Below are 12,401 nucleotides of genomic sequence, written 5' to 3' on the forward strand. Positions count from 1 at the left end.
AGCGCCGCGGACCGGGGCCGCCCTGACGCGGCAGCTCCCTCGACTGTCCTCAGCGAGGTGACCTGCCGCCCGCCCTGAGCGAGCACCCTCAGCGGGACATCGCTCGACACGACTCGCCGACATGAATTCGACAATCACCCGACCCTGTTCCGAACGCGCCTTTTTTCGTGGGCGCGCCATTCGGCGTGCGCGAAATTGGAAAACCGCCGAGAAGTCACTAGAAACCAACAAGTGTCTCAGTCTGGTAACACACTTGAAATCATTCGGCGGTAGTGAGATAAACCTGATTGCCACCCCAATGAACCTCCTGAAAGGAGAAACAGGTGCCACGAATCCGGAATCTCGCCGTCATGGGGGCCGCCGCGGCCTCCGCCCTCGCCCTGTCGTCCTCCCCGGCGTCCGCCGCCACGACCGCCATCCACAGCGGCAGCATCGACGGCCCGGCCTTCGCCGGCGGCGTGACCGCCACCAACCTGGGCAACGTCAGCGTGGTGACCTCGCTGAGCAACGCCACGTGCACCTCCGCCGTCCAGAACGGCACGATCCAGTCCGACGGCAGCAACCTGAACGTCACGTCGGCGAGCTTCAGCGGCTGCACCAGCAGCCTGGGCAGCGTGACCGTGACCGCCCAGAACCTCCCCTGGACCGGCGGCTCCGTGGTCTACGCTCCCGACGCCAGCGGAGCGGACGGCACCCTCACCGTCGCCAACTACTCCGTCGGCGCGACGGTCTTCGGCATCAGCTGCGTCTACTCCGGAACCCTGACCGGCAGCGGCTACAACCCCGACAACCCCAACCGGCCCGACACCTCGGTCGCCCAGGCCCAGGCCAAGATCACCAACGGCGTGGTGTCCAAGGCCAGCGGCTCCTTCCTGTGCCCCGCCACGGCGACGGTCAACGCCGCCTACCAGCTCGTCGGCAGCGGCGGCGAGCAGCTCTGGGCGTCGTCGAGCTGACCGGCCCCCTCCTTCGCGGCGGCCCCGGCCGGCGCTGAACCGCCATTCCCCGATCCCGCTCCCCGGCCTCCCCCAGCGACGCAGTGACAGGGCCGCTCGTCTCGCCCAGCGCGAGGCGGGCGGCCCTTGTCGCGGTCTCCCCCACCTGCCGGGGCGGACGGTCCGGCGGCCAGAGCGCACGACACCCCGCCGGCACCGGGACCGCCCGCCCGCGCTCGCTCCCGACCGCGGCGCCCTGACGTGAGACGGCCGCCGGCTCGGCGGGCTTCGGGCAGGGGTCAGGCGGAGTCGCGGACGATCAGCTCGGTGGGGAGGATCTTGTAGCGTTCCCGGTCCGGGGGGCGGCGGCCGTCGGCCAGGGTCAGCAGCAGGCGGACCATCGCCGCGGTCTGCTCGCTCACGGGCTGGCGGACGGTGGTCAGCGGCGGTTCGCAGTAACGCGCGGCCTCGATGTCGTCGAACCCGATGACGGCGACGTCGTCCGGCACCCGGCGGCCGGCGGAGCGCAGCGTGCGCAGCGCTCCGATCGCCATCATGTCGTTGGCGGCGAACACCGCGTCGAGCTCCGGGTCGTCGTCCAGCAGCTGCCGCATCGCCTCCGCCCCGGACTCGCGCGTGAAGTCGCCCAGGGCGATCTGGGGCCGGCGCCCCGCGTCGCGCAGCGCCTCGCGGTACCCGGCGAGGCGGTCCTGGCCGGCGATCATGTCGAGCGGGCCGGTGATGGCGGCGATCCGCCGGCGGCCGGCGTCCAGGAGGTGGCGCACGGCGGCGGCAGCGCCGCCGGCGTTGTCGTTGTCGACGTACGGCAGGTCCACGGGGACCGTGGGCCTGCCGTAGGACACGACCGGGACGCGCAGCCGCGAGAGGGCGGCGGGCAGCGGGTCGGCGCCGTGCATCGACATCAGCATGACCCCGTCGACGTGGCCGCCCGCCACGTACCGCTCGACCCGCGCGTGCCCGCGCGGCGACCCGGCCAGCATGAGCACCACCTGCTTGTCGGCGGCCTCCAGTTCGACGCTGGCCGAGCGGATCACGGTGGAGAACATCGGGTCGTCGGAGAACACCCGGGTGGGCGGCTCGGACACGACCAGGGCGTAGGAGTTGGTCTGCCGGGTGACCAGGCTGCGCGCCGCCGGGTTGGGCACGTACCCCAGCTCCCTGATCGCCTGCTCGACGACCTCCCGGATGCGCGGGTTGACGGTCGACGACCCGTTCACCACCCGGGAGACGGTGGCCCGGGACACGCCCGCGCGCGCGGCCACCGCCTCCAGTGTGGGCCGGCTCAATCTCGCACCCCGTTCCTGCGGATCACATCGCGGAACCACAACGCGCTGTCCTTCACGATGCGGCGCTGAGAAGCGTAGTCGACATAGATGATCCCGAACCTGCGCCGGTATCCCTCCGCCCACTCGAAGTTGTCCAGGAGCGACCAGACGAAGTACCCGCGCAGGTCGGCTCCGGCCTCGATGGCCGCGTGGGCGGCGGCGAGGTGGCCGCTGAGGTAGGCCAGCCGGTCGGCGTCGGCGACACGGTCGCCGTCCGGCTCGTCGGGGAACGCCGCCCCGTTCTCCGTGACGACCAGCGGGACGTGCGGGTGGTCGCGGGACAGGCGTGTCAGCAGCGCGGTCAGCCCGGTGGGTTCGATGGGCCAGCCCATCGCGGTGGTCACGCCCTGGGCCGGCAGGAAGGCGATGCCCTCGCTGCCGGGGTAGGTGGGGTCGGCCGGGGAGCCCGGCGCGGCGGCCACATGGGTGGGGTTGTAGTAGTTGACGCCGAGCAGGTCGATCGGCTGGGCGATGACGGCGTCGTCGCCGTCCGCGATGTGGCCGAGCCCGGCGTGCCTCGCCACGGTCTCCCGCACGTCGGACGGCAGGGAGCCCTTCAGCACCGGGTCGAGGAACTGCCGGTTGACCAGGCCGTCCACCAGCCGCACCGCGTCCTCGTCCGTCCCCATGACCGGCGAGAGGTTGAGGGTGAGGCAGACCTGCGACGCGCCGCCGGCCCGCAGGGCGGACGTGCCGAGCCCGTGGGCGAGCAGCAGGTGGTGCGCGGCGCGGAACGCGGCGGCGGGGTCCTGGCGTCCTGGCGCGTGCAGGCCCGAGGCGTACCCGAGGAACGCCGCGACCCATGGCTCGTTGAGCGTGGTCCAGACCGTGACGCGGTCACCGAGCCGCTCGTGCACGGCCGCCGCGTAGTCGGCGAACCTGAGGGCGGTGCTCCGGTCGGCCCATCCGCCGCGCTCCTCCAGCGCCTGGGGGAGATCCCAGTGGTAGAGGGTGGCGTACGGGTCGATGCCGTGCGCGAGCAGTTCGTCGACCAGGCGGTCGTAGAAGTCCAGGCCGCGCGGGTTGACCCGGCCGGACCCGCCCGGCTGCACGCGGGGCCAGGCGATCGAGAAGCGGTACGCGGGCAGCCCCAGCTCGGCCATCAGCGCGACGTCGGCGGCGTACCGGCGGTAGTGGTCGCAGGCGACCTCGCCGGTGTGGCCTCCGGCGACGGCGCCGGGCCGGGCCGAGAAGACGTCCCAGATCGATGGGCCGCGCCCGTCGTCGCCGGTCGCGCCCTCGATCTGGTACGCCGCGGTGGCGGCGCCCCACACGAACCCGGGTGGAAAGGCGAGCGTCCGGCCGGACGCGCCGGTGTCGGTGCGCGTGGTCATCCCTTGACCGCCCCCTGCATGATGCCTCCGATGATGCGTTTGCCGAGCAGGGCGAAGACCAGCACCAGTGGCAGCGTGGCCACCGCGGTGCCGGCCAGGCCGAGCGTGAAGTCCTGGACGTAGCCGCTGGCGAGGGTGGACAGCGCGACCTGGACGGTCGGATCGTCCGGTGTGAGGACGACCAGCGGCCAGAAGTAGTCGTTCCAGGCCGTCATGAACGTCAGCATGCCGAGGACGGCGGCGGCGGGTCGCGCCACCGGCGCCACGACATGCCAGAAGAGCCGCCAGTTGCCGCAGCCGTCGACGCGCGCGGCCTCCAGCAGCTCGGTCGGCAGCGCCCGGGAAAGGTACTGGGTCATGAAGAAGACCCCGAACGCGTTGACCAGGGCGGGGGCGACGACCGCGTACAGGGTGCCGGTCCAGTGCAGCTTGATCATCAGCATGTACAGCGGGATGATCCCCAGCTGGGTCGGGATCATCATGGTCCCGATGGTCAGCCCGAGCAGCAGGTTCCGCCCGCGGAAGCGCAGCTTGGCGAACGCGAAGCCGGCCAGCGTCGAGAAGAACACCACCGACAGGGTGATGGAGCCGGACACGATCAGGGAGTTCAGCAGCGCCAAGGCGAACGGCGCGGTGTCGAAGACCTTGGCGATGTTGGCCGGCAGGTTCCCGCCCGGGACCAGCGGCGGCGGCACCTCGGCCATGGCGCTGTTGTCCTGCGAGGCGACGATGACGCTCCAGTAGATGGGGAAGGCGGAGAAGAACGCCACCCCGATCAGGGTGAGGTGGGTCAGCCTGTGGGTCAGCACGCCCCGGGGGGTGAGTCCGGTCATGACAGCCCTCCCTTCATGCGGCGGGCGAGCAGGAAGTTGACGCCCACCGCGACCAGGACGAGCAGCAGCATCAGCCAGGCGGCGGCCGACGCGTAGCCGAAGTCGAAGTTGCGGAAACCCAGCTCGTAGAGGTAGAGCGACAGCGTCTGGAACTTGCGGCCCGCGCCGCCGGTGGCGATCGCGGCGGGCCCGACCTGGGCGCCGAAGAGCATCGGCTCGGCCATGATCTGCATCGAGCCGATGGTGGAGACGATCATCGTGAACAGGATGGTCGGCTTGATCATCGGCACGGTGATCGAGCGCAGCTGCTTGAGCCGCGAGGCTCCGTCGATGGTGGCCGCCTCGTACAGCTCCCGCGGGACGGCCTGCATCGCGGCCAGGTAGATGAGGGCGTTGTAGCCGGTCCAGCGCCAGATGATCATCATGGCGATGGCCACGTGGCTGGAGGCGGTGCCGGCCTGCCAGTCGATCCGGCCGGCGCCGAGGTGGGTCAGCACCATGTTGATCAGCCCGTAGTCGCGGCCGAACAGCTGGCTGAAGATGACGACGACCGCGACGACGCTGGTGACGTTGGGCAGCAGCAGGGTGATGCGGTAGAAGGTCTGCGCCTTCAGCGGCCGGTTGAGCAGGTGGGCCAGCCACAGCGCGAGCAGCAGCTGGGGCACCGCGGACAGCACGCCGATCGACGCCGTGTTGAACGCGGCGTTCCAGAAGTTGCCGTCCGACAGCAGGGTGCGGAAGTTGCGGAGGCCGACGAAGCCCTGGTCGCCCTTGAGCAGGCTCCAGTCGTGCAGCGCGACCCAGGCCGTGTACAGCAGCGGGAACAGCCCGAAGAGGCCGAAGATCACAAGGAACGGCGAGACGTAGGCGTAGGGGCTGACGGTGCGGTCGAACCGGTCCCACCGCGAACCGGCCGGCCTGTGCCGGGCGTGCGTGGGGCCGGCCCGCCTCCGGCCGGGGGCCGTGGTGAGCTCGTCGGTCTGGCGCAGGGCCATGAAAGATCCTTTCGGGAGCCTGCCCGGACGCCGCGCGGCCTCCGGGCTCGGCGCGTGCGGCCGGCGGGTCCCCTGGGGGCCGGAGACCCGCCGGTGCGCCGTCACGCCGGCGGGCTACTTGACCTTCGACACGTCGTCGAGTGCCTGCTTCCAGGCCTGGTCGGGTGACTGCTTGCCCTGGTCCACCCGGGTCAGCCCGTTGCTGATGGCGGCCCTGACCTGGCCTTCGGCCGGGCCCAGGTGCTGCGGATCGAGGCTCTTGGCCGAGTCGGCGTAGATCTTCCCGACCGGCGCCCCGTTGAAGAACGGGTTGGTGTAGTCGCGGACCTCGGGCTTGGCGTACAGCGCCGGGAGCGAGGGGAAGTTGCCGATGGCCTTGAACACCGCCTCCTGCTGCGGTGCGGCGGACAGGAACTGCACCAGTTCCGCGGCCTCCTTCTGGTGCTTGCCCTGGGTCGGCACCGTGAGGTGCGTGCCGCCCGCGCTGCCGCCGCCGCCCGGGATCGCGGCGATGTCCCACCGGCCGGAGGAGCCCGGGGAGTGCTCCTGGATGTAGGCCATCATCCAGGCCGGGCAGGCGACGGTCGCGAAGGAGCTCTTGGCGAAGCCGGTGTCCCACGCGGGCGTGAAGGAGGTCAGCTTGGCCGACAGGCCGTCCGCGACCATCTGCGTCGACAGGTCCCACGCCTGCTTGACGGCGGGGTTGGTGGACGCCACGACCTTGTCCTGCCGGTCGTACACGCCCTCCGGGGCCTGGGCCACCATCGCGCGGAAGAACTCGCCGGGGCCGTCCACGAACTTCGCGCCGGAGGGCGCCTTCGCGGCGAAGCGCCGGCCCGTGGCCAGGAACGCCTGCCAGTCCGGCCACAGCGCGGAGACCTTCTCCCGGTCGGTCGGCAGCCCGGCCTTGGCGAACAGGTCGCGCCGGTAGCACAGCGCGAGGCCGCCCACGTCGGTGCCCAGGCCGATCACGGCGCCGTTCGCGGCGACGCCCTGCTGCCACTTCCAGGACAGGTACTCGCTCTGCCTGCCGGCGGCGCCGTACTTGCGCAGGTCCACGAAGCGCTGCGGCTGCGCGGTGTAGGTGCCGATGAAGCCGACCTCGATCGCCTCGACGTCGGCCGCGCCGCTGCCGGTCGCGATGTGCGCGGCCAGGTTGGTGTGGTGGTCGTCGTAGGTCGCCTGGCGCTCCTTGATCCGGACGTTCGGGTGCGCCTGCTCGAACTGCCGGTAGAGGGGCCCGAACCCGAAGTCGCCGAACAGGCCGACCGACAGCGTGACCTCCTCCTTGCCGGAGGCGGCGGATCCGCCGCAGGCTCCGGCGAGGAGCAGCGCGCCGGCGGTGATGGTCGCGGTGAGGGCCCGCGCGGGCGCCCCTCCTCGCATGCGGGAACGGGCGCGGTGGCCGCCCAGTGCCGATGTCATGAACCCTCCCGGGCCGAGTGTGCGTCTGATGAGAGAGCGCTCTCCCAGAGAGAGTGGAGCGTCCACTCGCCGACTGTCAACGGGTTCGCCTAGAAGAATGCTGGATTGCCGACCCATCGCACGTTTCTCGGATTCGGTGTTGACGGCGCCGCAAGATTGCGCTCTTCTGTGTGAGAGCGCTCTCTCAGTGGCGCCGTTCGCGAACCCCCCGCCCGCCTGCCCTCCAACCCACCCCCCTCCGCACGGCGTCCGCTTCCACCGGACGCCGTGCGGATCAGATCTTGGGAGGCGTAACGATGACCCCGTCCGACATGTCCCGGCCACCAGGCCGGCGGCGGCCGAGCCGTGCCCGTGCGCGCCTGCTCGGCGCGCTCGCGCCGGCCGGCCGCTCCCCCGCACCCGCCTCCGCGCCGCCGCCGGGCACCGCCCGCGGCGGCGCCGGCGCGAGGCGCCCGTACCGGGCCCTGGTCGCCGCCGGCGTCGCCCTGCTGATCGCCGGAGTCCTCTCTCTGGCGGCCCTCCGTCCCGGCGACGCCGCCGCCGACACCGTTGGCGCCGGCGGCTACACCACCGCCCAGGTCGGCCCGCTGCCCTCGGGCTGCGGTTCGATCTCGACCGACCCGCGCCGGTGGGTGACGGCCAACGCCCCGTCCGGCGCCGTGCCCACCAACGACTGGTGGTCGTCCATCCTGTGGAAGCGCACCAACTGCGCGTACGGCGAACCGCTGGCCGCCAACCCGCTGTCCTTCCGCGCCCAGGCCGGCGGCCTCGGGTTCTCCTACAGCACGACGCCCTCCATCAGCGGCTCCGCGACCGGTCCCGGGGAGTACCACTTCCCCTACAGCGAGGACTTCGTCGCCGGAGTGGCGCAGCTGAACGCCCCCGAGGTCGAGGTCGACGACTGGAGCGACTGGACGGTCAGCCCGTACCTGAGCGACGGAGCCCGCTCCCTGCGCGCCACCATCGGCAAGGGCATGCCGTTCGCGTACTTCCGCACGTCCGGAGGGAGCGCGCAGCTCACCGCCTCCGGCGGGGCGGCCCCGACCGTCTGGTCCAACAGCGGATCCTGGATCGGTTACACGATCAACGGCCACGACTACGCCGCCTACGCCCCGTCCGGGGCGACCTGGACGGTCAGCGGCTCGACGATCGGCTCGTCGCTCGCCGGGAAGGACTACTTCTCCGTCGCCGTCCTGCCGACCACCGCATCGAGCAGCGACGCCGACCGGAAGAGCCTGGCCGCGGCATACGGGAAATCCGCGTACGACCACGTCACCGGCACGGCGGTCTCCTACCGTTACGACGAGGGCAAGAGCACGGTGACGACGACCTACAAGTACACCACCACCGCCTTGGAAGGCGGCGGCACCGGAACGGTCGCGGCGCTGCTCCCCCACCAGTGGCGGTACCTGGCATCGGGCACACCGCTGCCGCAGACGTACGTCTCACCGCGCGGCGCCCTCAAGGTGCTCACCGGGATCGACTCCTTCACCACCTCGATGTGGTTCCACGGGGTGCTGCCGGAGGTGCCCGCCGTCGCCGACTCCAGCGGATCGGACGCGGCCACGCTGCAGAACTACCTCGACGCCGAGAAGTCCGACCCGGCCAAGCAGGTCAGCGACGACACGTACTGGACCGGCAAGGGCCTCGGGCGCGCCGCACGCCTCGCGGAGATCGCCGACCAGACCGGGAACACGGCGGTACGGGACGGCGCCCTGTCGGCGATCAGGTCCAAGCTCACCGACTGGTTCACCGCCTCGCCCGGGAAGACGGCGCACGTCTTCTACTATGACCGGAACTGGGGCACCCTCATCGGCTACCCGGCCTCCTACGGGTCGGACCAGGAGCTCAACGACCACCACTTCCACTACGGCTACTACATCGCCGCGGCGGCCACCCTGGCCAAGTTCGACCCCGAGTGGGCGTCCGCGGAGCGGTACGGCGGAATGGTGGACCTGCTGATCCGCGACGCGAACAACTACGACCGCACCGACACGCGGTTCCCCTACCTGCGGGACTTCGACATCTACGGCGGCCACGACTGGGCGTCGGGGCACGGTTCGTTCGCGGCCGGCAACAACCAGGAGTCGTCCTCGGAGGGCATGAACTTCGACAACGCACTGATCCAGTGGGGGCAGGCCACCGGGAACAAGGCCGTCCGCGACGCGGGCATCTACATGTACACGACGCAGGCGGCGGCGATCCAGGACTACTGGTTCGACACCAGGGACCAGGTCTTCCCGGGCGGCTTCGCCCACAACGAGGTCGGCATGGTCTGGAGCGACGGCGCGGCGTACTCCACCTGGTTCTCCGCCGACCCGGCCAAGATCCAGGGAATCAACCTGCTGCCCGTGACCGGCGGCCACCTGTACCTCGGCTACGACCCGGACTACGTCCTCACCGACTACCAGGACATGCTGACCAACAGCGGGTCGGCCCAGCCCCCCTCCTGGACCGACATCTGGTACGAGTTCCTCGCCCTCGGAGACGGGGACAAGGCGCTGGCCGCCTTCCGCGCGAACAGCGGCTTCCCCTCCGAGGAGGGTGAGAGCAAGGCGCACACCTTCCACTGGATCCGCAACCTGGCCGCGCTGGGGCACGTCGACACGAGCGTCACCGCGGACAACCCGCTGAGCAGCGTCTTCGTCAAGAACGGCGCCCGGACGTACGTCGCCTCCAACATCACCTCGAAGGACCTGACCGTCCACTTCTCCGACGGCACGGCCCTCGACGTGCCCCCCGGCAAGACCGTCGCCTCCGGGGCGAACGACTGGAGCGGCGGCAGCGCGACCGGAGGCGGCGACGGCGGGACGCCGACGCCGACGACCACACCGACGACCACGCCCACGGAGACGCCCACGGGGACGCCCTGGAAGCCGACGCTGTACCCGCAGGGCGACGGGACCGTGCTGCCGGCCCCAGGAACGACCGGCACCGCGACCCTCGCCTCGGCCGGCGGGCAGAACCACGACGGGACGCCGGCCGACCCGGTGACCTTCACCGCCAAGGGGGTGACCCTCGAGTACAACGGCGGCGCCACCCGCCTGGACCTCGCGGTCGACGCCGGAACCGCGGTGGGGAACGGCCCCCAGGTGCGGATCTCCTACGACCGCACCGGGGACGGGACGTGGGACAGGGTGGAGACCTTCCACTACTACGCCACCGACCCGCAGCCCGGCTACGAGCACTACACGCAGAGCACCGGTCTGAAGTCGGCCACCGGGTCCCTGGGCGACCTGGACGGCGGCACCGTCAGGATCGAGGTCTGGAACGCCATCGGGAACAACCCCACCACCCTCGGCACCGGCGACAAGTCCGTCGTGACCCTGCCCTACGACTGACCGCGCTCCCCTCCGGCGGCGTCACGGGTCGGAGCGGATCGCCTGGATGACGGAGCCGTCCACGGCGCAGTACACCGTGCCGTCCATCGCGGTGTAGTACTGCGCCGAACCGACCGCGCGAAGGACGTCTTCGAACTCGAAGCGGCGCCGCAGGCGGCCTGTCGGCAGGTCAAGGACCGACAGGCCGCCGACGGCGCCGTAGTACACCAGCGATCCCAGGATCAGCGGCCGTTCGCCGAGCCCCTGGTCGACTTCGCGCTCCCAGCGGGGCGTGCCGGTGGCGGCGTCCAGGGCGACGATCCGGCCCTCGTTGTCGGTGACCACCGCGAGGCCTCCGCCCACGGCGGGGACCAGGAAGTCGCGCGATCCTCCATCGCCCGGCCCGCTCGTGACGGAGCGCTTCCACCGCAGGCGCCCGGCCACCGGGTCGATGGCGTGGAGGGTCCCGTCCTGGCCGCCGACGAACACCGTGCCGCCGGAGACCCCTGCCGGTGATCCCCTGCCCTGCTGGGACGCCGCACCGGCGCCCAGGGCGACGCGCCAGCGCTTCCGGCCGGTCGCCGCGTCGAGGCCGAGGACGGAGCCGTCCTCGGCGAAGACCACCACCACGTCGCCCGCCACTATGGGCGTCGTGGTGGAGCCCGCACCCGCCCGCACCTGCCAGCGCGCGTTGCCGGTGACGACGTCGATCCCGTAGACGAAGCCTTCCTCCGTGGCGATGCAGCACATGCCGCCCGCGAGCACCGCCTGTGTCTGGAGCAGGCCGTCCACGCGGTACCGCCAGCGCGGCCGGCCGCTCGCGGCGTCGTACCCGTACAGCCCGTACTCCCCGGTGCCGCTGCTCCCGGTGAGGCAGACGACTCCGGACGCGGCGACCAGGACGGGCGCCAGCCCCAGGCTCCTCAGCGGCTGGGTCCACAGGCCCTTGCCCGTCGCCTGGTCGAACCCGACCACGGCCTCCCGGCCCGTCGAGTCGTAGAGGAAACCCCTGCCTCCGAGCAGGGCCGGCGACGAGTCCCGATCCGCCACGAAGTCGGCCTGCCACCTCTTCCGCCCGGTCCGGGCGTCGAGCGCGAACGTGCGGCCGGCCAGCCCGGCCGAGCCGAACGCGAACACGCTCCCGCCCGACGCGACGAGGCGCGTCCTGATGTACATGCCGCCGGGCAGCTCGAACGTCCAGCGGACCGGGGAGTCGCCGCGCCGCAGGAGGAAGGCGCCCGTCCCGCCCGCGGCCAGGGCCGTCAGGACGCCGCCGGCCCCGAGGGCCAGGAAGGCACGGCGGCCCGGGGAACGGGGGACGGCGGCCTCGCCCCGCCGGGCGACGTCGTGCGCGACGGGCGGCGGCAGCCAGTGCGTGCCCTGCGCGGCGGCGGCCGGGTCGGCGGACAGCTGCGCCAGCAGCCGGTCGGCGCCGGGCCTGCGGGCGGGGTCCTTGTCCATGCACGCCGCGATCAGCGCGCGCAGGCCGGGATCGGCGACACCGTCCAGGTAGGGCGGCAGGTGCATGACGCGGTACACCATCTCGTGGACGGCGCCCCGCCCGAACGGCCCGGTTCCGGTGGCGGCGTAGGTCAGCACCGCGCCGAACGAGAACACGTCCGACGGCGGCCCGACCGCCTCGCCGGAGGCCTGCTCGGGGGACATGTAGGCGGGGGTGCCGAGGGCCACCCCGGTCCGCGTCAGCGCGGTGGCCTCGTTCGGGCGCGCGATGCCGAAGTCGATGACGCGCGGGCCCTCGGGCGTGAGCATCACGTTGGACGGCTTGAGGTCGCGGTGCACGATCCCGGCCCGGTGGATCGACACCAGCGCCTCGGCGAGCCCCGCGCCGAGCGCGCGGACCGCGGGGGGAGGCAGCGGCCCGTGCGCCGCGACGGCGGCCTCCAGGGACAGGCCGCGCAGGAACGTGGTGGCCAGCCACGGGGGCGAGGCGTCGGGATCGGCGTCCACCACCGGGGCGGTATAGACGCCGCCGACCGCGCGGGCCGCCGTGATCTCGCGCCGGAACCGCGTCCGGAAGTCGCCCTCCTCCGCCAGCGCGGGATGAATGATCTTGATGGCGACCGTGCGGCCGGCGGGCGAGCGGCCGAGGAAGACCTGCCCCATGCCGCCCGCGCCCAGCCTGGCCACGACGCGGTAGGGTCCCACCTGCCGCGGGTCTCCCGGGCGTGTCGCGGGCATCGCCTCTCCGTCTC

General features: G+C 72.1%; 8 protein-coding genes. 2 read left to right on the forward strand and 6 right to left on the reverse strand.

Translation table 11 applies throughout. From position 1 onward, the window contains the following. Window positions 1-323 precede the first annotated feature (323 nt). Window positions 324-956, forward strand: coding sequence for a hypothetical protein (locus FKD65_RS06660; RefSeq protein WP_141576647.1), 633 nt, complete (start codon window positions 324-326; stop codon window positions 954-956). A 278-nt stretch (window positions 957-1,234) separates the two neighbouring features. Here the strand turns inward: FKD65_RS06660 and FKD65_RS06665 are convergent, their stop codons facing one another. The 5 genes from FKD65_RS06665 to FKD65_RS06685 form a co-directional block, all read right to left on the reverse strand. Then, on the reverse strand, window positions 1,235-2,242 hold the full coding sequence (locus tag FKD65_RS06665; RefSeq protein ID WP_141576648.1) for a LacI family DNA-binding transcriptional regulator: 1,008 nt from the start codon (window positions 2,240-2,242) through the stop codon (window positions 1,235-1,237). Further along, entirely contained in the window at window positions 2,239-3,615 is a 1,377-nt protein-coding gene (locus FKD65_RS06670) for a GH1 family beta-glucosidase (protein WP_141576649.1), read from the reverse strand. The genes FKD65_RS06665 and FKD65_RS06670 overlap by 4 nt, the downstream gene beginning before the upstream one ends. After that, entirely contained in the window at window positions 3,612-4,448 is an 837-nt protein-coding gene (locus FKD65_RS06675) for a carbohydrate ABC transporter permease (protein ID WP_141576650.1), read from the reverse strand. The genes FKD65_RS06670 and FKD65_RS06675 overlap by 4 nt, the downstream gene beginning before the upstream one ends. After that, complete coding sequence (locus FKD65_RS06680) at window positions 4,445-5,443, reverse strand: carbohydrate ABC transporter permease (RefSeq protein ID WP_141576651.1); 999 nt, start codon at window positions 5,441-5,443, stop codon at window positions 4,445-4,447. Before FKD65_RS06680 ends, FKD65_RS06675 begins: the two co-directional genes overlap by 4 nt. A gap of 114 nt (window positions 5,444-5,557) precedes the next feature. After that, a complete protein-coding gene (locus tag FKD65_RS06685) occupies window positions 5,558-6,868 on the reverse strand; it encodes an ABC transporter substrate-binding protein (RefSeq protein ID WP_240809997.1) in 1,311 nt (436 codons plus the stop codon). A gap of 296 nt (window positions 6,869-7,164) precedes the next feature. On the opposite strand from FKD65_RS06685, the gene FKD65_RS06690 reads away from it, so the two are divergent. Further along, the gene (locus tag FKD65_RS06690) at window positions 7,165-10,209 is read left to right on the forward strand and encodes a glycosyl hydrolase (protein ID WP_240809998.1); all 3,045 of its coding nucleotides are present in this window, start codon (window positions 7,165-7,167) and stop codon (window positions 10,207-10,209) included. Between the two features lie 21 nt (window positions 10,210-10,230). On the opposite strand, the gene FKD65_RS06695 is transcribed toward FKD65_RS06690, so the two are convergent. After that, window positions 10,231-12,387: a PQQ-binding-like beta-propeller repeat protein gene (locus FKD65_RS06695; RefSeq protein ID WP_141576652.1), complete on the reverse strand. Its 2,157-nt coding sequence runs from the start codon at window positions 12,385-12,387 to the stop codon at window positions 10,231-10,233. Window positions 12,388-12,401: the final 14 nt, after the last annotated feature.

Source organism: Actinomadura sp. WMMA1423 (genome assembly GCF_006547145.1).
In the GTDB taxonomy this organism is placed as follows: domain Bacteria; phylum Actinomycetota; class Actinomycetes; order Streptosporangiales; family Streptosporangiaceae; genus Spirillospora.

Bases quoted from the DNA above. Each gene is read 5' to 3' on its own strand.
- FKD65_RS06670 (WP_141576649.1), bottom strand. From the start codon at position 3,615: ATGACCACGCGCACCGACACCGGCGCGTCCGGCCGGACGCTCGCCTTT.
- FKD65_RS06675 (WP_141576650.1), bottom strand. From the start codon at position 4,448: ATGACCGGACTCACCCCCCGGGGCGTGCTGACCCACAGGCTGACCCAC.
- FKD65_RS06680 (WP_141576651.1), bottom strand. From the start codon at position 5,443: ATGGCCCTGCGCCAGACCGACGAGCTCACCACGGCCCCCGGCCGGAGG.
- FKD65_RS06685 (WP_240809997.1), bottom strand. From the start codon at position 6,868: ATGACATCGGCACTGGGCGGCCACCGCGCCCGTTCCCGCATGCGAGGA.
- FKD65_RS06690 (WP_240809998.1), top strand. From the start codon at position 7,165: ATGACCCCGTCCGACATGTCCCGGCCACCAGGCCGGCGGCGGCCGAGC.
- FKD65_RS06695 (WP_141576652.1), bottom strand. From the start codon at position 12,387: ATGCCCGCGACACGCCCGGGAGACCCGCGGCAGGTGGGACCCTACCGC.